This is a genomic window from Mediterraneibacter torques (assembly GCF_044591705.1).
Taxonomy (GTDB): domain Bacteria; phylum Bacillota; class Clostridia; order Lachnospirales; family Lachnospiraceae; genus Mediterraneibacter; species Mediterraneibacter torques.
Map to the genome: position 1 here is coordinate 2,077,596 of NZ_CP172594.1, position 26,739 is coordinate 2,104,334.

The window sequence follows — 26,739 nt, forward strand, 5'->3', positions numbered from 1 at the left end:
TACTTACACGCAAGAAGCATTTCAGCAGTTCCGATTGTCTGATATCGAAAGGAGACATACGATTATGGCAAAAGGATCTGTTAGAAAGAAAGGAAAGAAATGGTACTACCGCTTCTATGTAGAGGACGCAAGCGGCAAAATGGTTCAGAAAGAATATGCCGGAACCGAAAGCAAAAGTGAGACAGAAAAACTTCTCCGCAAGGCACTGGAAGATTACGAAGATAAGAAATTTGTTGCAAAAGCAGATAACCTTACCGTAGGTGAACTTCTGGACATGTGGGCAGAAGAAGAACTGAAAACCGGAACACTCAGTAATGGCACAGTGGAAAATTATCTCAGTGCAATCCGTTGCACTAAGAAACACCCGATTGCAGACCGTAAACTGAAAACAGTTACTGCCGAACATTTACAGGCATTTCTTGATCTGCTTACATTCGGTGGCGAATTTCCAGACGGAAAAGTGAGAAAAGGATACAGTAAAGATTATATCCATTCTTTTTCCGCAGTGTTGCAGCAGTCATTCCGTTTTGCAGTATTTCCAAAACAGTTAATCAGTTTCAATCCGATGCAGTATATTAAGCTGAAAAAACAGGCAGAGGAAGTTGACCTCTTTTCCGATGATGAAGTCGAAGATGGCACACAGCCGATTTCACATGAGGATTATGAGCGACTTATCAAGTATCTGGAAAAGAAAAATCCACCTGCGATCCTGCCGATTCAGATTGCATATTATGCAGGACTTCGCATCGGTGAAACCTGTGGTCTTACATGGCAGGACATCAACCTTGAAGATCAATGCCTGACCATTAAAAGAAGTATCCGTTACGACGGTGCAAAGCATAAAAATGTGATTGGAACGACCAAGCGAAAGAAAGTAAGGATTGTTGATTTTGGAGATACGCTGACTGAAATATTGAAAGCAGCAAGACGGGAACAACTGAAAAGCCGGATGCAGTACGGGGAACTTTACCACCGCAACTACTACAAAGAGGTGCATGTGAAAAACAGGGTGTATTATGAATACTATCACCTTGACGGAACACAGGAAGTCCCGGCAGATTATAAAGAAATATCCTTTGTCTGCCTCAGACCGGATGGCAGTCTGGAACTGCCGAGTACACTCGGCATTGCTTGCAGGTCAGTATCAAAAAAGCTGGAAGGATTTGAAGATTTTCACTTTCACCAGTTACGACATACCTACACCAGCAACCTGCTCTCGAATGGAGCTGCTCCGAAAGATGTACAGGAACTGTTAGGACATTCCGATGTCAGTACCACAATGAACATTTACGCTCACTCAACAAGAAAAGCAAAGCGGGATTCCGCAAGACTTCTTGATAAAGTAGCGAGCAACGCTTAAATAAAAATTTCCCTTATTTCCCTTGCGGATTCCTCACAAGGGTAAAAATAAGGGAAAATACATATCATTTCACTATCTAAGGGGCTAAAAAGCCTGTAAAATAAGGAAAACTCAGGAAATCTCTCCACAAATTTTGATTTGTCGGTTTGAGCGACGAAGACAGCAAATTGCTCTTGTAATTCCATTGGAGGTACGGCGACCTGTAACTGCTTTAATTTTGCACCAGGCAAATGTGCAATAGTAGCTTTTGCACCGGCTAATGCAGAAAAACCTCCATAATCGCAATTATATCTAAACCACCACGCCAGATAATCTGGTAAAATTATCTGGTGATTACATCTCACTCGATGCAACGCCTTTTGGAAAAAACATGGCTGTAACTCATTATGCCACACAGCACACCGTCCAATTTCGCCACCCTCACAAACCAAAAGATCTCCTTCACGCAGCTCAAACTCTGCACGGTCTTTTTCATCAAAATCCATTTTATTTAGATTTTCAAGATTGAACCGAAACCACTGAACATTGAAATTGGCTAAGTAAGGATAACTATTTCTTCCAGTTTGCTGTTTTGCATCTAGCATTTTCCCCAATCGTGAAGAAGTGATCTCTGCAAATAAACAAACTTGCCATTTCTTGCTGTTGTGGATTACATCTCCAAACATCTCGACAAATCGGGCTTTGATAAATTCGTCAAGTTTTTGTAATTCCTGTTGGCGCATCTGAATCAACTTATGAAGCTTATCCAACACAGAAGAACAAAACTTCTGTTGCTCTACAGAAATATCTGGAATAGTCATTTCTTTCAGCATATCCAGTTTTAAATTATCTCTAACACTTCCAGATGCCTTAGCCTTTATCATCTGTCTGCCCAAATCACTTCTAAGAAAATAGTATAGATACTGACGGTCAATCCCTTCTGATACTGAAAATACATTATAGAGAGGACTTACGATAACACGTTTTTCATACCTCTGCCAATCAACAGAGCCGACATTTATCCGCGAAGGATTATATGCAAAATAACCTTGCGGAACAATCTTATATGTGGTTTTGTCTTGGCTAGCAACCTCTTTGCCAAAGTATTCTGTACAAAATCCCTGACTATTTGTCACGCTGTACACTGGAATATCTTCGTTCCCTTTATTTCGCTCCGAGTATTCCTTTATGAATTTCCCTAATGGCACTCTTATTCTTGTCATTCTATCATCCCTACAAATCTTAATTTATTGTCCTCCTCATTATACAAGATTTATCCACTCAATCAAATACCCATTACATAAGTTTTCAAATATAGTAATAAAATCACAACAATTATAACTATAATGAAAGAAAATGCCAGTCGCATCACGAACATGCGAAATCAAAAAAGACACCTATTATTTTGCCCCCTCAAAAGTCAGACCATAAATCCAACGTTTGAAAGTCCGATTCAATAAAATAACAAATGTCTTTCTTATCAACTTTCGTCTTCTCTATTTTATTTTCTAAGCAATGCTCTCAATTCTGCCGTTTCCTTCGTAATTTCCTCGTTTAACTTTTCAATTTCAGCAAGAATTTCTTCTGTCGGTGGATATTCTACAGGAACATATTCTATTTTTTTGTATTTATTGATTGACAGATCATATCCATTATCTATAATCTCCTGCTTATCAACCATAAAACTTTGTTCTGTCCGCTCTCTATCCTCTTCGTTTTCTTTCTTATGAAATCTTTCAATAATATCAGGAATATCGTTTTCTTGAACAGGTTGACGTTTATCATCTAACGAATAACCATCTGCTTTCATATCATAAAACCAAACTTTATCCGTTCCTGTCCCATTTGTTTTTGTAAATATCAAAATTGCCGTTGATACTCCCGCATATGGTTTAAATACTCCCGAAGGCATCGATATTACAGCTTCTAAGTACTGATTCTCAATCAACTCTTTCCGTAAGTTTTTATGTGCTTTTGACGAACCGAAAAGAACGCCGTCAGGCACAATACATGCACATCTTCCACCTACACGCAGCAATCTGATAAACAATGCAACAAACAACAACTCTGTCTTTGTTGTATTTGTAATTGCCAATAAGGATTCATTGATATTCTCCTTATTAATCGTTCCTTTAAACGGTGGATTTGCCAAAATCAAATCATAGGCATCTTTCACCTGATAATCTTTAGAAACACTATCCTGTTTATTTAACTGTGGATTTATAACAGAATGCAGCATCAGATTCATACATGATAAACGGCACATTGTTTCATCTGTATCAAAACCTGTAAATGTTTCTGAACCATATTTTTCCCATTGTTCGGCAGTCATCTTGTTTCCATATTCACTTCTTATATATTCGGCGCTAGAAATAAGGAATCCGGCAGTTCCGCAAGCCGGATCACAAATCTTCATATCCGGTGTCGGCATCATAAGTTTTACCATCATATCCCGGATATGCTTCGGCGTTCTAAATGCTCCCAAGCGTCCGGCTGAATTCAATTTTCCAAGCATATATTCATACAGATCGCCCTGCATATCTAAATCTTTAATATCATTTTCAAACAAATCTTCTAAACCGGCAACAACTTTCTGTAACGCTAACGGTTCATTTATCTTAAATGTTGCATGTTTTAAATATCTTGAAAAAGCTGAATTTTCATTTGAATTCAGATTGATCAAAAAAATAAATACTCTATCAACGAAATGCTTGTGAAGCGCACGAGCTTCCATTCCTTTAAAGTTTCTCCAGCGAAGAGCCTGTTCTTCTCTTGATTCTCCGAAAATATGACTCTGTTTTTCTCCCGAAAGCAATTCCGCCATTTCAATATCTGCTTCTCTTTCATCAATCTGCTTTGCAAACATCAGATACGTCAACTGTTCTATTACTTCTGTCGGTTGAGAAACTCCTCCCGCAATCACATCCAGCCATATCTGCTCTATTTTATTTTTCACTACCGATGGTAACATAGATACCTCCCTATCCGAAGAACTTAGACCAATATCCCTGTACGAAGATAAATAACACGATCAGCGGAAGGATATATGACACATAGATCCGTGACCATTTTGGGAATTTAATTCCCGTTCCCGCATTAGCTTCCTTGCGGAAGTTCTTCCATCCCCAGCCATAACGGCTTGTACAAAACAGAAGATATACAAGACTTCCAAGCGGAAGAAGGTTATTGCTGACGATAAAATCTTCCAGATCAAGGATCGTGCTTCCCGCTCCGAGCGGCTGGAATCCGCTCAGCAGGTTAAATCCAAACACACATGGAAGTGAAAGCAGGATAATCACAACCAGATTCACTGCCACTGCCTTGCCTCTCGAGCATCCGGTCAGATCCATCGCAAATGAAATGATATTTTCAAATACCGCAATAATCGTTGACGCCGCCGCAAAAAGCATACAGAGGAAAAAGATACTTCCCCAAATTCTGCCTCCTGCCATAGAATTAAATATATTCGGCAACGTAATAAAAATAAGATTCGGACCGCTGTCCGGGTTCACTCCGAAAGCAAAACATGCCGGGAAAATAATAAATCCCGAGAGCAGCGCTACACATGTATCAAGAACGGTTACGCATACTGCTTCTCCTGTCAGACTTCTGGAGCGGTCTATGTAGCTTCCGAAAATCGCGATCGCGCCGATTCCAAGGCTCAATGTAAAGAACGATTGCCCCATTGCCGCAAATACAACTTCCATCAGTCCCGCTTCTTTTACTTTGGCAAAGTCAGGAACAAGATAAAACGCCAGTCCTTCGCCTGCCCCTGAAAGAGTAACGGAACGTACCGCCAGAATGATCATAAGCGCAAGAAGCATAAGCATCATCACTTTTGTGATTTTTTCTACGCCTTTCTGCAGCCCGATGCTGCAAATCGCAAAGCAGGCTACCACAACAATGATCATACATACGATCATAATTCCCGGCTGCTGCATCAGCTCGCCAAACTCGTTTTTGATTCCCGACGCATCCAAGCCTTTAAAATTTCCCGCTGCCATTTTTACAAAATACAAAAGCAGCCATCCGCCGATCGTTGTGTAAAACATCATAAGCAGATAATTTCCTGCCATGCCGAACCATTTATACCAGTGCCATTTTGTACCAAGCGGCTCTAATCTGTCAAATGATAACGCAACGCTGCTTCTTGATGCCCTTCCAACCGAAAACTCCATTACCATGATCGGCAATCCAAGTATCAGAAGAAACAGCAAATAGATCAATACGAATGCCGCTCCTCCGTACTGCCCGGTAATGTAAGGAAACCTCCATACATTTCCAAGACCGATCGCACACCCTGCCGAAATCAGAATGAATCCAAGGCGGGAGCCGAATTTTTCTCTCTTCATAAAATTTCCTCTCTTCCTTATATACCATTTTAATACTGTACAGTGTTACAACTGTACAGATATTAATGTACCATATATACACACTTTTTTTCCACCATTATTTACAAAATATTTATTTATTTTCTTTCGCATCTTCATAAAAAGCATCAAGCGAACTTACAACCATTTGAAATGTAAGACGAGCCGCATATTCAGGCGGCATATTTTCCCCGTTTTCAAGCCATGTTCTAATAAATCCAAGACATCCGTTAAAACAAAATGAATAGAAATATTTCATTTCCGCAAACTTTTCGGGAAAGCGTTCCGCCAAAAGATCACGACTGTTTTCTTCCAAAAATTTTTCAATTCTCCTGATAAACGTAATATCACCGTATGGACCAAGAAGCGCGCATCCGATCTCTCTGTTATCGCTTAACACCCGAAACAAATCTTCTATAAACAAGTATGTAGTGTCTTTCTCGATTTTAATCGGATGCTCCAGAATCGCTCTTTCTATTTCCTCAATCATATCATCTTCTATCTCTTTTAGAAGAGACGGAATATCCGAATAATGCAGATAAAATGTCGAACGGTTAATATCCACATCATCTACAAGTTCTTTTACGGTAATCTGTCCGATATTTTTTTTCTTCATAAGACGGGCTAGTCCCGTACGAAGCTGGTTTTTAGTTTTTCTCACCCTGCGGTCTGTCTTTTTTTCCATATCGCTTTCTCCTCGTCATAATATCTCTTCACATGTGTCAACACATTTCGTTATATTGTCGTTTATCCGACATTTCACACTTCTATTAATGGTTGTAAATCTATTTCTACCTTAATATAATACTCTTTATCAAGAAAATCAACATTGTATCTATTAATATATAAGGAGTTCTGATATTATGAAAAAATCATTTCACATTTTTCAGCGTGACCTCTCCCGCCTTTTACACAATAAAGCGGCGATTCTTGTTCTGATCGGCGTATGCCTGCTGCCTTCTCTATACGCATGGTTTAATATCGCAGCCAATTTAGACCCATACGGAAATACGTCTAAGATTAAAGTCGCTATTGCCTGTTTAGATAAAGAAGCATCTTCCGAAAATCTTTCTATCAATGCAGGAAAAGAAATTGTCAAAAATCTAAAAGAAAACAAACAGCTCGGATGGACGTTCACTTCGGAAAAAGAGGCTCTCAACGGAGTAAAATCAGGAAAATATTATGCTTCTATTGTTATTCCCGAAGATTTCAGCCGCTCTTTGATCAGTATTTTATCCGGCGACTTACAGACGCCGAAACTTGACTATTACATAAATGAAAAAGCCAATGCCATTGCTCCCAAAATCACAGGCACAGGCGCAGCCGCAATTCAGGAACAGATCAACAGCACCTTCTCTTCGGTTGCTTCTGAATCCGTTTCCGGCATATTAAAGCAGTCTGCGTCAGACTTGTCGTCAACACTTGGATCTGTCAATTCCGATATTACTAAAACACTTGAAAAAGCTGATGCAAACATTGCCGCCTACAAACAACTTCTCGAAAACTTCAATGCAGCCGCAGAAAAATCTGCCCCCCTGATCACACGCGCAAAATCAACTGCTTCATCTTTAAAATCCGCCGCCTCGTCGGGTTCTTCGGCTCTAAGCGAATCTTCCCGCATCCTCTCTGAAACCCGTACTGCCGCAGGAAACTTTTCTTCATCCCTATCTTCATCTTTGACACAAGGAGAAATTTTGCTCGGTCAGGCGCACAATATCGCATCAGCAGGACTTACCGATCTTGAAACTGCCGCCCGCTCGGTAAACGGATCGATCGGAAACGCACTGGATTTTGCCAATTCCACTGCCGTCTTAAACGGAAATATTTTAAAAGAGTTAGGAGAGCTCGCCTCACTCATTCCCGGATCTGATTTGGATTCTGCCATCGCCGGACTGCAGGCTCAAAACACAAATAATCAGGAACTGATCCTCTCTTTAAGCGCCGGAAATGCAGGAATACAAAATGCCATCAACACAACCGCTTCTACCCGGGAACAGCTTTACACAATTACATCCGCAAACATCGGCAGTCTGCACGACCTCCGCGCTGTTTTGGACAAAAACGTTCTGCCGCAGCTAAACAAGACATTAGATGCTTTCTCTTCTTTGACAGGAGAAATGAACGATCTTCTAACAACAGTTCCTTCCTCCGCCGATCAGATCGACAACCTGTTAGACCAAATGAGCGCCGGACTTTCAAATACTGTAACGGCTCTTGAAGGCACAAAAACCGCCCTGTCAAATGTTCAGGAACATCTCGGTGCGATTCAAACAGACTTAAATGCCCTTTCCGGTTCTGACATCTACGAAACTCTTCTCTCATTAGAAGGAATCGACAAGCAATCGGTATCGGCATTTATGTCCTCACCTGTGAAAATAGAAACAAAGAGTTTTTATAAAATAGCTAATTACGGCTCGGCAATGACGCCTTTTTACACAAACCTTGCAATTTGGGTCGGCGGCATCGTCCTCATCGCGATTTTTAAATTAGAAGTAGATAAAGACAGCTCTATGCTTCGATATTCTTCTGCCTCTCTCTATTTCGGACGCTGGCTTTTGTATATCACGGTCGGAATGGTACAAGGATTCATTGTCTGTATCGGAGATGTTTTTCTAAAAGGGATTGAATGCGCGCATCCAGCCGCTCTTATCTTTACCGGAGTGATCTGTTCGTTTGTGTATGTCAATATTATTTATGCACTGTCAATCTCATTTAAACACATCGGGAAAGCATTATGTGTTCTCCTCGTCATCCTTCAGATTCCCGGATCGTCCGGCACATATCCTGTAGAAATGACACCCGCGTTTTTCCAAAACGTCCATCCGTTCCTACCCTTTACTTACGGTATTTCCGCAATGAGAGAATGTATTGCCGGAATGTACGGAAGCACTTATATACACAATCTGCTCATCCTGCTCCTTTTCGTTCCCGTTTCCTTACTGATCGGACTTGGGATCAGACCTCTGCTTTCAGGTCTGAACCGGCTTTTTGACATTAAACTTGCAGAAACCGATTTAATGCTTGGTGAAACACCCGACAGAAATATCAGACGCAGCGCACAGCTTTCTCTTTTACTAAAAGCTTCTTTATCACAAGAAGAACTTCAGATCCAAACTGCCGAGAAAGCACAGCGTTTTGAAAAAAATTATCACAAAATGATCCGTTTTGGATTTTTTGCGATTTTAACTATTCCGCTCATTTTCCTGATCCTTATGTTCAGCCTTGAATCTAAAATTGTATTCCTCATTCTTTGGATCTTATCTATTATTTTAATCGCCACATGGCTGATCACAGTGGAATACATACATAACGAACTTGCAGCTCAACAGGAACTGTCCGGTATGTCATTTGAAGAAATGTTGAAATTATTCAGAAAAATGGAGGAAAACTGACTATGAAAAATATCATACGCATTGCGCGAAACGACATCCACAATATCCGAAAAAACGTAATCGCGCTGATCGTTATTTTCGGCATTACTATCGTTCCCTCTCTCTATGCATGGTTTAATATTGCCGCAAGTTGGGATCCGTACAAAAATACCGGAAATTTAAAAGTAGCCGTCGCAAGTCTTGATAAAGGATATGACGGCGAACTGCTTCCGGTCCGGCTCAATCTCGGAAATGACATTATTTCTTCACTGCGTGAAAACACACAGCTTCACTGGATATTTACAGATGCCAAGGACGCTTCTAACGGTGTACGTTCCGGAAAATATTATGCTTCTGTTGTCATTTCTGAAACATTCAGCAAAGATATGATGAGTCTGTTTTCTTCTGAAACGACACATCCGACAATTACTTACTGCATCAACGAAAAGGAGAACGCCATCGCCCCAAAAGTAACAGAAAAAGGCGCAGATGCAATCCGTCAGGAAATTAACGAAACCTTCACAGAGACAATTTCCAAAACAGCTCTGGACGCATTTCGTTTTGTTGCTGACGTTTCCGCAGAAAAAGGGGATGCATCTCTTGCAGAAAATTTATCTGCTTCGCTTGCAGAAATCTCTGCCGATCTTGATTCTGCTTCCGGAACTGTACAGGCATTTTCTGATATGACAGACGCCGCTTCTTTGATGCTAGATACGACTTCTGTTATCTTTTCCCATACCGGAGACGGAACAAAGACAAGCCTTGGCGCCTTGACAGATGCAGGAAACGGGATTGCTTCTCTTTCTTCCGCTTTATCCGGCACAACTGACGCAGTCAGTCAGGCATTATCTGACGGAGAAACTTATTATTCATCCGTCTCTTCCACGATCCAAACCGCACTTGACGCCTACAGTACAGATGCGGATGCCGCTTTCGCTTCCCTTAATGCAGTCTCAAACAGGATACAAACTGTCATCGACGGATATACATCTCTTGCGGACTCTTTAACTGCTATAAAAAACGCAAACCCAAACCTTAGTCTTGTGATCGATCCGATTCTGAAGCAGATTTCGACTGCCGTCGAGCATCAGACAAATTTAAAAGCCGAGCTTGATAATGCCGGAATAAAAATTACCGGCGCCGTTCAAAATGCGGATTCTTTAAAAACAGAAATCGACGGACTTATTAAAGAGAGCCTGACTTCCACTTCGGAAGTGAAAGACAGCTATGAAGCAACTGTTAAAAATCAACTGGAAAATTTGGCAGGCAGTCTAGGCAGCACCGGATCTTCTGTATCCGCTCTTTTAACACAATTAAATGAAGGCGCCTCTGACTTGACAGATATTACAAACAGCGCTTCCGATGACCTTGCCCTTATCCATACTTTGCTTTCAGATTCCTCAACTTTGCTAAGTAATGTATCTGAACAACTTTCATCCGCGTCTGAAGCGCTCTTAAACCCAAACCGTGACGGACTTTCCGTGTTGACCGACTTGTTGGCGCAAAAACCGGAAGCAATCGCCGCCTTTCTTGCGTCTCCGGTCAGTCTTTCCGAGCATCCGGTCTACCCGATCGAAAATTACGGATCGGCAATGGCTCCTTTTTATTCTACACTCGCCATGTGGGTTGGCGGCGTTGTGCTTGCCGCCATGCTGAAAGTCAATGTTTCAGGAAAAGCTTTGACAGGAGTTTTTAATCCGAAACCTCATGAAACATATATCGGAAGAAGTCTACTTTTTATAGCGATCGGCCTTTTGCAAAGCAGCCTCATCTGTCTGGGCGATTTGTTTTATTTAAACATCCAGTGTCAACATCCGGTTTACTTCCTTTTCGCCGGATGGTTTACAAGCATCGTGTATGTAAGTATCATTTATGCGCTCACCGTTTCATTCGGCGATATCGGAAAAGCCGTCTGCGTCGTCTTACTTGTTATGCAGGTAGCCGGAAGCGGCGGAACATTCCCTATTGAGGTAGCGCCTGACTTTTTCCAAAAAGTCTATCCCCTTCTGCCGTTTACGCACAGCATGAATGCCATGAGAGAATGTATTGCCGGCTTTTACAGCACAGTTTATTGGAAAGAACTCGGAACATTAGCTCTTTTTCTCATCCCCGCACTATTGCTCGGTCTGCTCCTTCGGAAACCTGTCATACGTCTGAATGATGCATTTACGGAGAAGCTCGAAAGCACAAAACTTATCTGAATGCAAAAATTTCCGCATGGATCTTCTCCACGCGGAAATTTTTATTTTTTCTCTTTATTCTTTAAAAAGTTTTACCCGACGGCTGTTCTTCACAATTTCGTAAGCTTGTAACCTGTCGTGCTCACGACTGCCGCCGTATTCCCGAGTTCATCCTTGATACGAATCTCATAATACGCCGTTGTCCTGCCGTCTTTTAAACAGACTGCTTCTGCAATCAACATATTCCCTTTTGCCGCTCCAAGATAAGCAATCTGTGAGTTCAATGATACCATTGTATCGCCCTGCCAGTTTGAAGCAACTGCAAACGCAAAATCGGCAAGTGTAAAATAAACGCCTCCCATTACTGCCCCAAGCGCATTCTTATGTTTTGCCTCTAATGTCAGACTGCATCTCGCATAGCGGTCGTCTATCTCGTCTATCACCGCCCCGGTCTCTGCCGCAAACCGATCTTTCTCAAAAAAACGGACGATTTCTTCTGATGGTTTCATTGTTCCTTTGCTTCCTTCTTACCACTCAAATTTTTTCTCGAAGTATGCTTTCAAATCTTCGATCTTCACTCTCTCCTGCTCCATCGTATCACGATCACGCACTGTAACAGCTCCGTCTTCTTCCGAATCAAAGTCATATGTTACACAGAACGGAGTACCGATCTCATCCTGACGGCGATATCTCTTTCCGATATTTCCACGATCGTCAAACTCGCAGTTATAATATTTGCTCAACTGTGCAAATACTTTCTCCGCGCCTTCATTCAATTTCTTAGACAGCGGAAGAACGCCGATCTTAACCGGAGCAAGCGCCGGATGGAAATGAAGAACGGTACGCATATCCGGTTTCTCTTCTGTTCCGATATTCTCTTCGTCATATGCACTGCAAAGGAACGCCAATACCATACGGTCTGCGCCAAGTGACGGCTCAATTACATACGGAATGTACTTTTCTTTCGCTTCATCGTCAAAATAAGTAAGATCCTGTCCCGATACATTCTGATGCTGTGTCAGGTCATAGTCTGTACGGTCTGCGATTCCCCAAAGTTCTCCCCATCCAAACGGGAACAAGAACTCTACGTCTGTCGTCGCTTTACTGTAGAAAGACAACTCTTCCGCATCATGGTCACGGTAACGTACTTCGTCTTCTTTCAGTCCGAGTTCAGACAGCCAGTTCAGACAGAAGTTTTTCCAATAATCAAACCATTCCAAATCTGTATCCGGTTTGCAGAAGAACTCAAGCTCCATCTGCTCAAACTCTCTCGTACGGAATGTAAAGTTACCCGGTGTGATCTCGTTTCTGAAAGATTTTCCGATCTGAGCGATACCAAACGGAAGTTTCTTTCTTGATGTACGCTGTACGTTTTTAAAGTTTACGAAAATTCCCTGCGCCGTCTCCGGTCTGAGATAAACCGTATTCTTCGCATCTTCTGTAACTCCCTGGAATGTTTTGAACATCAGGTTGAACTGACGGATATCTGTAAAATTATGTTTTCCGCATGTCGGACACGGAATCTGATGCTCTTCGATAAATGCCGTCATCTCTTCCTGAGACCATCCGTCCACAGAACCTTCCAGTTCAATTCCTTTTTCTTCGCAGAAATCTTCGATCAATTTATCCGCGCGGAAACGCTCATGACATTCTTTACAATCCATAAGCGGATCGCTGAAACCTCCGAGATGACCGGAAGCCACCCAAGTCTGCGGGTTCATAAGGATCGCGCAGTCGACACCGACATTGTATGGGTTCTCCTGTACAAACTTCTTCCACCATGCTTTTTTTACATTGTTTTTCAGTTCTACACCGAGATTGCCGTAATCCCATGTATTCGCCAGACCGCCGTAAATCTCTGATCCCGGATATACGAATCCTCTTGATTTTGCAAGCGCCACGATTTTATCCATTGTCTTTTCAACCATTTTTATGCTCCTCACATTTTTTATTGTAACAGTTCAGCCATACAGATGTACGGGAAGCAGAAAACATGCCTGCATGTTTTTGCAAGCGGACATCTGTATGTGCTTAACGCCTTTTTATGAGTAAAACAGTAGCGGCAGCTACAGTAAGCACGCAGTGCGGTTTTACGAATGGCGCAGGCTGAACTATTACTTTTTATTCTCGATGGTATTCATTATAACTTGTGCGACCTTATTTTTCAAGCATCATCGCGCAGACAATCTCCATTGCTCTCTATCACATTTTTATACCAATAAAACGATTTTTTCGGAATCCGTTTTCCCGTTCCTTTTCCGAAGTCGTCCAGGTCCACATAAACCATCCCATATCTTTTCGACATCTCTCCGGTCGTTGCACTGACCAGATCGATCCACCCCCATGCAGTATACCCGATCAGATCTACACCGTCCTTTTCCACTGCATCCATCATTGCTTTCACATGGGAAGAAAGATATTCTATTCTATAATCATCATCAACAAACCCGTTCTCATCCGGCGTATCTTTCGCTCCAAGTCCGTTTTCCACAATAAACAATGGTTTTTGATATCTGTCGTACAGCGTGTTTAACGTAATCCTCAGTCCGAGAGGATCGATCGGCCATCCCCACTGACTGTTGGTAAGATGCGGGTTTTTCGCAGAAGCAAACACGTTTCCCCCTGCGGCTTCGCCTTTTCCGTCCGCTCTCACACAGCGGCTGTTATAATACGAAAGCGAAACAAAATCAACCGTATTCTCTTTTAAGATTTCAAGATCATTCTCCTTCATCTTCAGCCGAATATTTTCCCGTTCAAATAATTTTTCAGCATAAGAAGGATAATTTCCCCTGACTTGTATGTCTGTAAAAAAGTAATTTTCTCTGTTCTTTTCCACGCTTGCCCATACGTCTTTCGGATCACAGCTATACGGATAGACGTCTCCCGCCGCAAGCATACATCCGACCTGTGAGCCCGGGCATATCTCATGCGCCATTTTCACAGCCAGTGCAGAAGCAACAAGTTCATGATGAGCTGCCTGATATTTTACTTCCATTGGATTCTCATCTTCTTCCAGACGAATACCTGCTCCCATAAACGGCAGATGCATCAGCATATTAATTTCATTAAATGTAATCCAATACCGGACTTTTTTCCCGAAACGGTGAAACAAAGCTTCACAGTAACGAAGATAACAATCGATCACTTCGCGGCTTTTCCATGAACCATACTTCTCTATAAGAGCCAGCGGAATATCAAAATGACAGATTGTTATGATCGGTTCAATTCCATACTTATTCAGCTCATCGATCACATTCTCATAATGATTCAATCCATTCTCATTCGGCTGTGATTCCTCTCCGGTCGGAAAAATCCTCGACCATGAAATTGAGAAACGGTAACATTTACATCCCAGTTCTTTTAAAAGCGCAATGTCTTCTTTATAATTTTCAAAACCGTTGACCGCTTTTCTTCCCGGAAAATAAGATTCCTTCGGAAGTTTCCTATAATCGAACGTTCCATCCATGACAGCCTGACGATTCTCTCCGTGAGGGATCACATCAACGAGTGCAGTCCCTCTTCCATCTTTATCCCAGCTTCCTTCAAACTGATTTGCCGCTGTTGCTCCGCCCCACAAAAACTGTTCTTTCATACGCAACAATCCTTTCCTATCGAGTAACTGTCATCAAGATCGATTGCGGATCTATATGACATTCACTTGTAATTGAAATATCTGAAAATTCATCTGTATTTGTAATAAGAACCGGAGTGACAAGAGAGTACCCTTCCTTACAAATCAGTTCCATATCAAATTCTAAAAGCTTCTGTCCTTTCGTTACGCGATCTCCTTCTTTGGCGAATGGACGGAATCCCTTTCCTTCCAACTGTACCGTATCCATTCCGACATGGATCAGCAATTCCACTCCGTCGTCCGTTGTCATCCCGATTGCATGACCTGTCGGAAAAAACACAGAGATTGTTCCGTCTGCCGGTGCATACAAAACTCCTTCTTTCGGGTCAACTGCCGCTCCAAGTCCAAGCGCTCCCGATGAAAAAGCTTCGTCCTGAACATCTGAAAGCGCTATAACTTCTCCCTTCAACGGACTGCTTATTTTCTCTGTTTTCCTTTCTTTCCTGTCAATCTTATCCGATTCATTCTTATCAAACTTCTCAATCTTACCGATCTTATCTTCTTTCTCTCTATTCTTTTTCATATCAATTTCGCCCGTTTTTCCGGTCTTCTCATCGTGGTAAAAGATCATCGTGAGAACAAAACCGACAACCATGGATATTGCAATTCCGATAAATGCTACGATAATATTTCCGTTTGTTCCGTCAGGATTGATCATATTCGGAAGTTCAAAAATTCCCATGCCACCGAGAATGAATTTACGGAAATTAAAATGTCCGTAAAATGCTCCGCCGATTCCTCCTGCAATACAGCTTATGATAAACGGTTTTTTTAGCGGAAGAAGCATACCGTAGATCGCCGGTTCTGTTACACCGAAAATACCGGAAATAAAATTCGGAATCGCCATCTCTTTTATCTTTTTATCTTTTGTTTTGAAAAACATCGCAAGCACTACTGCCGATGTAGCGAATGTACAGGCGAAAAACGGCATCATAACATTGTCGTATCCCAACGTCTGCACATTATTAATATAAACCGGAATAAATCCCCAGTGCATTCCGAAGATTACCAAAATCTGCCATGTAAATCCTACGACCGCGCCTGCAAGAAGCGGACTAAATTCCCTGATCATAAGCGTAAATTCAGAGATCAGCGTAGATCCAAAGGTTGCGACCGGTCCGAGGAAGATCATTGCAACCGGAAGAGTTACAAGTAAAGTCAGCATCGGCACAAAGAAAAACTTTACAAGATCCGGCACAAACCGATTAAATAATTTTTCACACTTCGACGCAAACCATACAGTCAGTATGACCGGGATCACCGTTCCCGTATAATCTACCGAAATGACCGGAATTCCGAAAAAGTCTATATATACCGGAGATTGGAACAGCGTTCCTTCCAAAACGGTCGTTACAGCCTCTGCTCCTGCCGACAATGCAGATAACTGGATACCCGGATAGCACATTGCCGCTCCGATTGCAAGACCGAGCATCGGTTTTAACTGAAATTTCTTAGCTGCTGTATATCCAAGGAACAGCGGCAAAAAGGTAAACAACGCATCGCCTGCCGCATTGATAATCATATATCCTCCGCAATCGGCAGAATACAATCCAAGTGTAACGAATAATGTGTTCAGACCTTTCAGCATTCCGCAGGCAGCCATGATCCCTAAAATAGGCTGAAAAATACCGGACACTACATCGATGGCACGATCCAGGAGCTTCCCTGATTTCTTTGTTTCCGCAGACGCTTTATTCTCGTTCAAATCGAGCAGCGCCATCACATCTTCAAATACTTCCGGCACATGATTTCCGATCACAACCTGATACTGACCGCCGCTTTTCATTACAGTCACAACCCCGTCCATCTTTTTCAGAACATCGTCTTTTGCGATACTTTCATCCTTTAACGTAAATCGAAGTCTTGTGATACAGTGAACAAGTCCTGTTACGTTTTCTTTTCCGCCGACATTTTTTACGATATCTTTTGCCAGCGTCTCATACTTTCCCATTTCTTTTCCTCCTATAACTGTTTTTTGATAGTTAGAAAATAACATATGTCTTTCTTTCATACAATTCGCACAAGCCGGATTGTTTCAGCGTTTCAAAAATCATGAAAAAGAACCGCTGCTTTTTGAAACAGCGGTCCAAATTTACTCATTTTTCTCTTTTGTATGATACGTTTCATCCCAAAGCAGACTTAAATGATTCAACATTTCCATAGAGGATCTTGCATGTTCTTCATATCGCTTTGACAACAGAAGCGCGAAAAAAATATCAAGAATATAAGTCGCTCCCGAAAAAGAAGTAATCACATCCAGGCTTAGCAGCGCGTCCCTGTTCGGAATCTCCACAATCTCATGACACCATTTCTTAAGTTCTGTATGATAAGGACCTGCAATTCCGACCACATAAGTTTCTGTCGCCTCCCTTAAATATTTTGCCATACAGATCACCGTATGATTTGATCCTGTCAGACTGATCAAAAAAGCAATGTTTTTCTTGTGCTTACGCGCCGCCAGATAGTGAGAATTAATACTTTCGTATGCCGAGCATTCCAACCCGAGCGTACTGATTTTAAACGCCGCCGACTGTGCAAGTATATAACTGATCCCTGTTCCGTAAATATCGATGCACTCTGCTTTTTGCAATACTTGACTGATCCGTTTCATACTGTTTTTATCTAAAGAAAGTCTTGTATTCGTCACCGCTTTATCATAGAGCGCCGGAAGTGTTTTTACGATATCGTCATATGTACTTTCGGCAGTCACCGGCTCGTTTGCAAGCAGTTGATCGATCCGCTTTTTTTGATTGATCTCGGCAGTAAGAGTAATTTTCAAATCTTGAAAACCATTTAACCCAAGCTTTTGACTCAGCCTCACGACTGTTGCCTTACTCGTGTAAGACGCTTTCGCCAGTTCTCCTGCCGACAGTTCCGAAATCTGATCTAAATGACTTAAAATATACTCCGCTACATCTTTTTCATGAGCCGTAAAATTTTTATGTTCCTGCAATTTTTCTAACAGCATTATTGTGCATAGCTCCCTTCACCTCAAATTCATACAAGTAAACGTCCTCCAATGTCGGAGCGGCTTCCCTGATCTCATCATACCCTTCCGGACGCTTCTGTGTCACTACGCGAACGATAATCTGTCCGTCTTTTCGGAACAGATTACTTATTTCAAACTTTTCTTTCACTTCTTCCAGCTCCTGCTGCCCTACACTCATTTCAAACACTTTTCCCTGAATCTTTGCCTGTAATTGTTCGGGACTTGCCTTATCGATCAGCCGTCCGTTTTTCATCAGAAGAATTTCTTTGGAAATGAATTCGATATCTGATACAACATGAGTTGCGATCAAAACGATCCGATCCTGACTCAAATCCGAAATAAGATTACGGATGCGGATACGTTCTTTCGGGTCTAATCCCGCCGTCGGCTCATCGAGGATCAATATCTTCGGATCGTTTAAAAGCGCCTGCAAAAGAAGCACTCTCTGTTTCATTCCTCCTGACAGTTCCTTGATCTTTTTACGTTTCACCTTGTCAAGATTTAACAAAGGAAATAAAAGCTCCATCCGAGCGCGGATTTCCTTTTTCTTCATTCCTTTCAGCGTTCCCATATAAGCGAGAAATTCAGTCACTGTAAACGTTTCGTACAACTGTTGCTGCTGTGGCATATATCCGAGCGATTTTCTGTAAGCCGCGCCCCATTTCAAAATATCTTTTCCGCCGCACAATATTCTCCCCGAATCCCGAAGGAGGTTATCTGTCAATATATTCATCAGCGTGCTCTTCCCTGCCCCGTTTGGTCCGAGTATGCCATAAATTCCGTTTTCAAACGTCGCGTCAAAATTTTGCAGGGCTTTTTTCTTCCCATAGCTTTTACATAATTCCCGAATCTTAATTTCCATCCCTGCTACCTCCTGTTCTCATAAGCACGATATAAAACATATCCTGCCGCAAATGAAAGCGCTCCCCAAAAGATCACGATTTCCAAAATAAGTACAAGCCAGTTTCCTTGTAAAATCTGATGCCCGTCCAAAAGACTGTTCAGACTAAGATAATGTACGATCGGAACTCCGCCCCATTCAATGAGCAGCGGACCGCCGAACAAAAGAAGCGAAAGTATCATCGTCATCGTAGAGTCTTTCAAAACGACGGACAATGCCATCGTACTAAATACAATGACAAACAATGTCACAAGCTGCATAATCATCAGCATCAAAACGTATCCGAAGATCGAACAATTTATAACCGACTGTCCCGCAAACATCATCGAACGCACCTTTGCGCCCCAACATTCCAGCGGATACTCCCCGACAACTTTTAATATCGCCGGAATCTTGACTAAAACAAAGATCACCGCTGTAATTCCGAATGACACGCCAAGCTTTTTTAAAAATAATTCTTTCCGCCCCCGCTTCGTACTGCGAAGCAGGTTCATTACTTTCAGATCATATTCCGTTCCGAGAACGCCGGATGCGCTGTACACCGCAGCGATCACACATAAAAGAATCCCGATCAGACGTTCCTTCACCGCCTTATCTCCGAACAAAAGCTGATAGCCTTTTTCATAAACCAACTCCTGTTCATTGACTCCCTTTCCCTGATTATTTGACATAATGTACATCACCTGACTGTACGCCTCGGAAAATCCTTCATGAGCATACTTGTTTTCTTCCTGCTTCTGAACAATCTCAACGGCAGTCAGATCTGAATTTTCCGGAGTCATAGAATAGATCTCTTCAAATCGTTTGCGCTCCTCATTGAAGTATTCCACTTTTTCTTCTGTCATCTTTCCCTGCTGATCGGTCATATAAAACTTATAGTATTCTTCCTTGATATCCCTGTATGTCGGAATAGAATTCCCGACAAGAACGGCGCCGTACATGACCGCGATACATACCCATATCGCACGGTTTGAGAAAAGACATTTCACACTTTCGTAAAAATATAATTTATCCGAAATAAAACCGATCCGACTGCTGTTTTTTCTCTCCCTTCTCCATCTTCTCTTTGTTTTGGCACATCGGAAAAACCTCCGCACATTTCCCAAAACAAAAAGAACAAGTACTACCGGAAGAACAATCCGAAATACAGTCATCGCATTGACCGGATTGTCAAAAAAGTCTAAATTATGGTATTTAGAAAACAGCGGATACACTTTCATATATTCCGCCAGATTAACGTATTTGAACACGTCCGCATAAGACACCGACGGAAGAAATGCAGACAGCATATACTCTGCAATTCCGACCGCTCCGATTCCGATCATTGCGCCGGACGGTGTCTCTGATTTTTGAGCAATCCATATCATTCCTAATATGATCACATAGCAGACTGCCATCTTGACGATCAGATATAAAAATAAAAACATTCCTACGGACATCATATACGGACTTTCGTACATCGTAGTTACCGACTGGATCGGACGAGAGAGGTCACCAAAGCCATATTTCTGCCACGCATAAAGATAATCGACTCCGTAAAACAGAAGAACGAGCAGCGCCGTCACACATGCCGCCACTGTCAGCTTTGCCCCGATCACAGAGCCTCTCCCTCGATAACAGGATCTCAGCAAAGGATATAGTTTATTTTTCTTTTCATCCAACACAAGAAAATACACTGTCACCGCAAGCATAAAAACGATGCAAAGATCTGTAAATTCTGCTTCTGTGGCAAAGATCACTCCGTCCGATACATCACTCTTTAGTTTCAGTCCTTTCAGTTTCTCATACGCATCCGGGGTAATCTGTGCATTTCGATAAGCAAACGTTCCTTCATTCGAGAAAATAGCGCTGGACATACTCGCGCTTTTTTCCTTGATCTCCTCAAGATATTTGTCGTATCGGTTGACCTGTCTGTACTCCTGAAAGATTTTGTTGTACAACATCTCTTCTGCATATTCATTCCCCGTATAAACAGGAACTTTCTTTTCCGGAAGCTTCTCGATCCACTCTTTACGCTTTTCTTCCGGCTGTGCCTTCAAATCTGCGTAAATCTGTTTCACCGCTCCTGCATCGTACATCTCCATCTTCATTTTTTCAGACAGCGTCCAAATATTAAAAAGAAAAAACACCGAGCACAAAAACCAAAAATAGCGGAATGCACGAAACTTTTTCCATTCATACATTACAGATTTCATCCGATCCCTCCCCTCCGGCAAGGTTTTTTTGTTTCTCTTACTCTTCAGTTACAATATTCCCCGCCGAAGAAACTCTCGGCGTATAAATCACTTTCATTTCACCTGTTTTCCCAAACAGATCTTCTTTCTCAATATAGGCGTCGTACATGAGAAGATCTCCTTCAATTTCTTTTTCGCCGATATATTTTTCCTGATATGTAAAATAAACTCCGTCTTTCGTTATATCGTTAATTCCACTAAGCCACGCCTGATCTGTCGGAAGTCGGTCTGACAGCTTCAGATTACTGATTCCTTCCTCATTTTTTACATATAATTCATTTTCCGGAAATGCCCGAAACAAAATTCCTTCTTCACTTACACCTTCTACAGTGACTTTTTCAGCGCCAACTTCTTCCGCCTGAACAATTTTTTCATTTTCCTTTGAATCAATATGATAGCAATAGAGAGACTTTCCTTCATCACCGATATAATAGAAACCCTTCCCATCCTGCGTCACTTCAACACGCTGATAATCAACGGTATTCAACGAGATTTCAGTCAATGTTCCGCTCTCATAATCAAATAAGTTATATTGTACTCCGTCATCTTTCACTACAGCACACACTTGATACTCTTTCGTTCCTCCAAGCATAAGAATATGGCTTACATCTTCCAGCTTTACAATTTCCGTCTGCTCCAACGTGTCAAGATTCAGACGATTCAACGAACAATTTGATCCCATTGCCTGTCCGCTTTGCGCCTGTCCGTCTTCCTGTTCCGCCAGGATTTTATTTTGTAATTCACAGTAGGTATAGTACATATTCTCATTTAAAATCACTGCCGATTCTAACATATCTCCCGAAGAAAACGTACCGACTGTTTTCGGGTTACTCCCATCCATATGTGAAGCGATCAACTTACCTTCTCGATTATCTACACTCTCGATCCGATATAGTTTCTCTTTATACGGAAACATATACGAAGAAGAACAAACTGCATTGCATGTCGTCTTTTCATCTTCATATACTGATAAATGGCGGCAGTTCGGCTTTCCGCATACCGGTATACTTGTCTGTGTCTCATAATCCGTAAAATACATCAATCCGTCATGTACCGAAAAACTCCCCTTCTCCGTTTTCGTCAGAATACCGTCTACTTCCATGTAATCAGATTGAAGCTGATTCTCGGAAGATGGTTTTTCCGTCTTATCCTCTGATGAACAAGCCGACAACCCTGACGATAAAAGACAAATACTCAAGACTGTTCCTGCTAATAGTTTCTTTTTCATATCCGTTCTCCCCTGCTCACACGCTTAACGCTTAACAGTTAATTCTCACATTCTCATTCTTGTGCCCCGATCACATTTCCATCCTCATCCAGCGGATAACCTCGGCTTGTCATCCTCGGTTCGATAAGTACTTTTACATTGTTCTCATCGCTTAGCAAATCTTCCCAACTGATGTATCCATACCAGTTAATCTGATCCATATCTAAATACTGCGTATACTCAAATCCCAGTCCTTCCTCGTTTTTAAACAACATTCCGTTTAAAACAAAGTCTTCTTTTAATAATTCTTCTGACAGCGAAAGTTGTCTCAACTTTCCACTGTCTGCTTCCTTCAAAAACAATCTTTGATCTTCTCCGTACCATATCTTAAACAAAATTCCTTCTTCACGGACATCCCACAGACTAAGAGAAAATACATCTTTTCCATATGCAGCTTTCGCTTCCTCTTTGCTTACGAAAACCTCATTTTCTCCTGTTTCAAAATGATACCTATACACAGCTGACGGATAATCGATCCCACTATTATAATAAAATCCCGTTTCATCTGCCCCTATAATCCTTCCGGGGATATCGTACAGAGAAATTTCTTTCGATACCTCTTTCTTGTAATCAAACTGATAACAGGTAACCCCATCCTCCCCTTTTACTGAATAAATCTGATAATCTTTCGTTCCTCCTAGAAATTGAATAGAAAAAGTGCCTCGTTCTCTGCAAATCTCTCTTGACTTCATTGTATCTAAATCCAACATACACATTACCGTTTCCAACTCCGGTTCTGCCGCCTCTTCCTCTCTTAACGCCACATCTTTCAGATAAAACATCTGATCTTTCACTACAACACCTTCGTGAAAACTTTCTTCTGCCTTAATAAACATTCCTTTTGATTTCCAGTTGCTTCCGTCCAAATCAGATACAACCAATTCACTTCCGCCATCAGCAAGAGACCGAAAACCGTATAGTTTTCCTTTATAAGGAAATAAGTTCCAAATATCAGTATTTGCCGCATTGCACTTCGTATTACGATCCTCCATCCACGATATATGACGACAATCCGGCTTGTTGCAGATCGGTACTGCATTCATTGTTTCAAAATCCACATAATACAATAATCCGTTTATAACGCCAAAATATCCTTTCTCTACTGTCGTGCCAACTCCTATTTCCATATAATCAGATTGAAACTTATCAGATGCGGTAGTTTTCTTTTCTTTCCCACATCCGATCATACCAATACATAAAATTAGTACGAATACAAATGATATAAAATGTCTTCTTTTCATAATGGTATTTCCCCCCTGATTACTATTTTGGGTCCTTGTTTAGGATGCTTGCAATACACCAATACAATGCCATGAGTGATACATTAATAAAAAGCGCCACTCCTTCGGATATAACATCCATGCGATCTAAAGCAAAAATTATCGTAGCTAAAACAACACAGAAAAATAGAATTACTCCTAATAAATGCTTCTTCTTCATGACTTTGTTCTCTCCTTCCTTTTCATCCAATAGATAACCTAAATCTGGCAACTTGGGTTCAATAAATACTTTTATATTATTCTCCGATCACATTTCCCTCCTCATCAAGCGGTTTTCCCCCACCCGTAAATTTTGTTTCAACGAGTGTCTTTATATTATTCTTTCCGGCTAGTAAATCTTCCCAGCTAATATATCCATACCATTCGATATTATCCGAATCTAAAGATTGCAAATAAGAAAAACCAATTCCGTCTTCCGTTCCAAACATAAAACTATTCAATCTAGAATTCTTTTTCGGCAAATTTTCTTCCAAGTAAAGTCTTTTTATTTCTCCACTTTTTGATTCTTTCCAAAACACGTCCCCCTCTTTTTCATCCACTAAATGAAATAGAATTCCATCTTCGCGAACATCCCATATTATTAATTGTAAGGCTGTTTTATAGTCTTTTTCACCTTAAGTCTTTTAACCAGATCTCTCTGTTAATTATAAATCAAAGCTATGCATTTTACTATAAAACAGCCTGAATATTTAATTTTTAATCATTTTTTATACCCAACTATATATTAAGAGCTGCGCCTAAATACCTGTGCCTAAAAATTTTTAAATTTAATTTATGGATATGCTACTAAATATGCTTTGACACCACCATTTTCATGCAAACTTTCTGCCTTTCCAATATCCCATCCATCAGGAGCATAAACGCTCGCCGTACCGCCCCCAGAAACCGCTGTCATTGGAATCAGTTGGTTTGCACTTCCACCTGTAGCATAACGATAAGGATAAATAGTTGTTTTCGGATAACTTCCAGCCGTCATCGCAGACGCTTTTCTAACTGATACTTCTAGTGAAATCGGATACCCTAAAAGCGTTCCTTCTGCATTTCCCGCATACACACTTGTTCCACTTGCCAACACCAACCCGCATGTCAACAATGCCGCAATTCGTTTCATTCTCTTAGTCATGTTCTTGTCCTCCTTTTTAATCTTTTTCTTTTTGTTCATTTATGATCATTTTCGGTCGTACGCCCCGAAAATAATTTCAAATCCTCTTATCGAACCGTGTTATACCACTGATCCAACTGATTATTTACTTCTTCTGTTATCGCGTTAATTCCTGCCGCTTCCATTTCCTGCATCATTTTTTCATAATCTTCCTGCGGATTTTCTGACAGACCTCGGAACAATTCTGAATAGCTGTAATATATTTGTGAAAGCTGATCTATCTGTTCTTTGTAAACTCTTCCATCGAATTGAATTCCTGCGATTAAAGATTCTTTCACTGCATTTTTCTCCTTGCTCCACTGATCGTTCCCAAACATCCATTGAAGCATCGCCGGTGTTTCTTCCATCTCTTCTGTTCCATATTTCAAAAGATTACTGATTTCTTCATCTGTAACTGTCCTTTTCAAAAGGTCGATTGCTTTCTCTGTGTTTCCACCTTTTAACACACTGTTCATTCCGCCTGTTCTATGCGGGGGATAATGCTCTCCTATCTTTACATACTTTAAGGAGAGTGGTTTTTTATTATTTTCCTCGCAGATTGTATCAAAATATTCTTGAAGTAACTCTGGATCATCTGCATACATAAGCATCACGAAGAAATTACCATTTGCCAACGTATTTGCCGATCCCTCCTTCAGCAATCCATTTTTATGAAATTCGTTAAGAAGCAACACGGATTCTTTCACCTGTTCATTATTCAGTAAATTCTCTGCAATCGGTTTTTCCATACCTTCTTTTACCCTGATTGTATCTAAAATCTCTGTATATTCAGGAGCATAAATCATATATTCATAAGAATGTAGCGGCACGAACGCTTTGTTATCTTTTTCTTTTTCCGACAGTTCCGTCAAAATCGGATACAATGTCTGCAAATCTCCTGTAACCTGCGATATGTCTACATTATATTTATCCAAATATTGTTGATTAAACACATAATACAAACCGTTTCCCTCATAACTATATGATGGAATCCCATAGATTTCGCCGTTAATTTCCATATGCTCCCATGTTTTTTCCGAATACGCATCATAAAATTTTTCATCTTCTCTGATTTTTTCTAAATTTTGCAAATATCCGTTTTTATAGAATGAATAATACTGATTACTGTCATCTCCTACGACGCGCAAATTGCTGTAAATAATATCAGCAGAATTGTTCTCTAAATATTCTGCAACATCTTCCTCATATGTTTCCATTGGAAAGCATACGAATCGTACTTTATATTCACATCCACGTTTTTTCAACAACGCATTCAACGCCTCTTCCATCTCACTTTGTACTCCCTCAATAGAAGACTCTGTAATCCACACAATTTCCTCAACTTTCTTTTCTTCTTGTGGCAATTCCTCTTTTTTATCCTTTTTCATATACAACATATCGAATAACACCATCGCCGCAACTACAATAATACTTATAACTGCTATTATAATTCTTCTCTTTTTCATTCCTTTGTCCTCACCATACTAATAAACCAAAGCAAAATCATTGCGAAACAAGAATATCCAATCCCACACATAACAGCCTCACTTTTTACAAAAATGTCAAGCACTATCGCTAAACTGACACCGCCTAATATCCAAAAACATCTTTTTAACTCATTTAATTTCCCGTCGATTTTATACTTCCACAATGCAGTCAAAAGCAAAATTATCAACATACTTCCCATAAACACTGCCTGACTAAAAAGATCAATCGAACGAACTACCTGTTTTTTTACATAGATTCCACTTAAAAATAACAGTAACGAATAACAGAAACATCTTATTTTCGTTTTCGCATGTATCCCTTGCCATCCGATTCTTAATAGTGAAAATGTAATTAGAAATACGACTGTAAACAATATCTCCTTTAACAATATGCCACTCAATAATACTCCGCCTGTTGTCATGATTAAAACTTCTAAATGTTTCACCCCATATAAATAATAAGAATACTCCTCTTGTGCAATCAGATCATTTTTTACAAACTGATCGACGATTGCTTCAAACCGATCTTCTCTTTTGTTTTTCATTTTT

At 40.9% G+C, this 26,739-nt stretch carries 21 protein-coding genes; 3 read left to right on the plus strand and 18 right to left on the minus strand.

Translation table 11 applies throughout. The features are described from left to right. Window positions 1-64 precede the first annotated feature (64 nt). On the plus strand, window positions 65-1,360 hold the full coding sequence (locus ACH9UM_RS09880) for a tyrosine-type recombinase/integrase (protein WP_004841158.1): 1,296 nt from the start codon (window positions 65-67) through the stop codon (window positions 1,358-1,360). On the opposite strand, the gene ACH9UM_RS09885 is transcribed toward ACH9UM_RS09880, so the two are convergent. The 4 genes from ACH9UM_RS09885 to ACH9UM_RS09900 all read right to left on the minus strand — a co-directional run bounded on the left by ACH9UM_RS09885 (window position 1,357) and on the right by ACH9UM_RS09900 (window position 6,394). Continuing rightward, window positions 1,357-2,562 (minus strand): restriction endonuclease subunit S, encoded by a 1,206-nt coding sequence (locus ACH9UM_RS09885; RefSeq protein ID WP_400091224.1) that lies wholly within the window; start codon window positions 2,560-2,562, stop codon window positions 1,357-1,359. The genes ACH9UM_RS09880 and ACH9UM_RS09885 overlap by 4 nt on opposite strands. A 278-nt stretch (window positions 2,563-2,840) precedes the next feature. Beyond that, window positions 2,841-4,310, minus strand: a complete 1,470-nt coding sequence (locus ACH9UM_RS09890) for a class I SAM-dependent DNA methyltransferase (protein WP_009243708.1) — start codon at window positions 4,308-4,310, stop codon at window positions 2,841-2,843. A 10-nt stretch (window positions 4,311-4,320) separates the two neighbouring features. Continuing rightward, on the minus strand, window positions 4,321-5,691 hold the full coding sequence (locus tag ACH9UM_RS09895; protein ID WP_400091227.1) for a sodium-dependent transporter: 1,371 nt from the start codon (window positions 5,689-5,691) through the stop codon (window positions 4,321-4,323). A 112-nt stretch (window positions 5,692-5,803) separates the two neighbouring features. Next, window positions 5,804-6,394 carry a TetR/AcrR family transcriptional regulator gene (locus tag ACH9UM_RS09900; RefSeq protein WP_004847117.1) on the minus strand — a complete coding sequence of 197 codons (591 nt, stop codon included), beginning with the start codon at window positions 6,392-6,394 and terminating at the stop codon, window positions 5,804-5,806. 178 nt (window positions 6,395-6,572) lie between these two features. On the opposite strand from ACH9UM_RS09900, the gene ACH9UM_RS09905 reads away from it, so the two are divergent. Then, the gene (locus ACH9UM_RS09905) at window positions 6,573-9,101 is read left to right on the plus strand and encodes a YhgE/Pip domain-containing protein (protein WP_400091230.1); all 2,529 of its coding nucleotides are present in this window, start codon (window positions 6,573-6,575) and stop codon (window positions 9,099-9,101) included. Between the two features lie 2 nt (window positions 9,102-9,103). Then, on the plus strand, window positions 9,104-11,281 hold the full coding sequence (locus ACH9UM_RS09910; protein ID WP_400091232.1) for a YhgE/Pip family protein: 2,178 nt from the start codon (window positions 9,104-9,106) through the stop codon (window positions 11,279-11,281). 89 nt (window positions 11,282-11,370) lie between these two features. Here the strand turns inward: ACH9UM_RS09910 and ACH9UM_RS09915 are convergent, their stop codons facing one another. The 14 genes from ACH9UM_RS09915 to ACH9UM_RS09980 form a co-directional block, all read right to left on the minus strand. Further along, the gene (locus tag ACH9UM_RS09915) at window positions 11,371-11,769 is read right to left on the minus strand and encodes a PaaI family thioesterase (RefSeq protein ID WP_004847110.1); all 399 of its coding nucleotides are present in this window, start codon (window positions 11,767-11,769) and stop codon (window positions 11,371-11,373) included. 18 nt (window positions 11,770-11,787) lie between these two features. Further along, window positions 11,788-13,188, minus strand: a complete 1,401-nt coding sequence (locus ACH9UM_RS09920) for a glycine--tRNA ligase (RefSeq protein WP_004847107.1) — start codon at window positions 13,186-13,188, stop codon at window positions 11,788-11,790. Between the two features lie 236 nt (window positions 13,189-13,424). Then, complete coding sequence (locus tag ACH9UM_RS09925; RefSeq protein ID WP_302163872.1) at window positions 13,425-14,852, minus strand: 6-phospho-beta-glucosidase; 1,428 nt, start codon at window positions 14,850-14,852, stop codon at window positions 13,425-13,427. A 16-nt stretch (window positions 14,853-14,868) separates the two neighbouring features. Further along, complete coding sequence (locus tag ACH9UM_RS09930; protein WP_009320951.1) at window positions 14,869-16,842, minus strand: beta-glucoside-specific PTS transporter subunit IIABC; 1,974 nt, start codon at window positions 16,840-16,842, stop codon at window positions 14,869-14,871. Window positions 16,843-16,983: 141 nt separating this feature from the next. Beyond that, window positions 16,984-17,859 (minus strand): MurR/RpiR family transcriptional regulator, encoded by an 876-nt coding sequence (locus ACH9UM_RS09935; RefSeq protein ID WP_004847101.1) that lies wholly within the window; start codon window positions 17,857-17,859, stop codon window positions 16,984-16,986. Further along, on the minus strand, window positions 17,831-18,742 hold the full coding sequence (locus tag ACH9UM_RS09940; protein ID WP_004847099.1) for an ATP-binding cassette domain-containing protein: 912 nt from the start codon (window positions 18,740-18,742) through the stop codon (window positions 17,831-17,833). Before ACH9UM_RS09940 ends, ACH9UM_RS09935 begins: the two co-directional genes overlap by 29 nt. Before the next feature lie 5 nt (window positions 18,743-18,747). Beyond that, window positions 18,748-20,976: an ABC transporter permease gene (locus ACH9UM_RS09945; RefSeq protein WP_004847098.1), complete on the minus strand. Its 2,229-nt coding sequence runs from the start codon at window positions 20,974-20,976 to the stop codon at window positions 18,748-18,750. Between the two features lie 37 nt (window positions 20,977-21,013). Continuing rightward, entirely contained in the window at window positions 21,014-22,243 is a 1,230-nt protein-coding gene (locus ACH9UM_RS09950; protein WP_004847096.1) for a hypothetical protein, read from the minus strand. 53 nt (window positions 22,244-22,296) lie between these two features. Beyond that, a complete protein-coding gene (locus ACH9UM_RS09955; RefSeq protein WP_004847095.1) occupies window positions 22,297-23,523 on the minus strand; it encodes a hypothetical protein in 1,227 nt (408 codons plus the stop codon). A 22-nt stretch (window positions 23,524-23,545) separates the two neighbouring features. Next, window positions 23,546-23,722: a hypothetical protein gene (locus ACH9UM_RS09960; RefSeq protein ID WP_004847093.1), complete on the minus strand. Its 177-nt coding sequence runs from the start codon at window positions 23,720-23,722 to the stop codon at window positions 23,546-23,548. A 76-nt stretch (window positions 23,723-23,798) separates the two neighbouring features. Beyond that, window positions 23,799-24,080: a hypothetical protein gene (locus ACH9UM_RS09965; protein WP_400091239.1), complete on the minus strand. Its 282-nt coding sequence runs from the start codon at window positions 24,078-24,080 to the stop codon at window positions 23,799-23,801. Between the two features lie 254 nt (window positions 24,081-24,334). Continuing rightward, window positions 24,335-24,685: a hypothetical protein gene (locus ACH9UM_RS09970; RefSeq protein ID WP_009243409.1), complete on the minus strand. Its 351-nt coding sequence runs from the start codon at window positions 24,683-24,685 to the stop codon at window positions 24,335-24,337. Window positions 24,686-24,771: 86 nt separating this feature from the next. Then, on the minus strand, window positions 24,772-26,169 hold the full coding sequence (locus tag ACH9UM_RS09975) for a DUF3502 domain-containing protein (RefSeq protein ID WP_004847088.1): 1,398 nt from the start codon (window positions 26,167-26,169) through the stop codon (window positions 24,772-24,774). Continuing rightward, window positions 26,166-26,735, minus strand: a complete 570-nt coding sequence (locus tag ACH9UM_RS09980) for an accessory gene regulator B family protein (RefSeq protein WP_004847086.1) — start codon at window positions 26,733-26,735, stop codon at window positions 26,166-26,168. Before ACH9UM_RS09980 ends, ACH9UM_RS09975 begins: the two co-directional genes overlap by 4 nt. Window positions 26,736-26,739 lie beyond the last annotated feature (4 nt).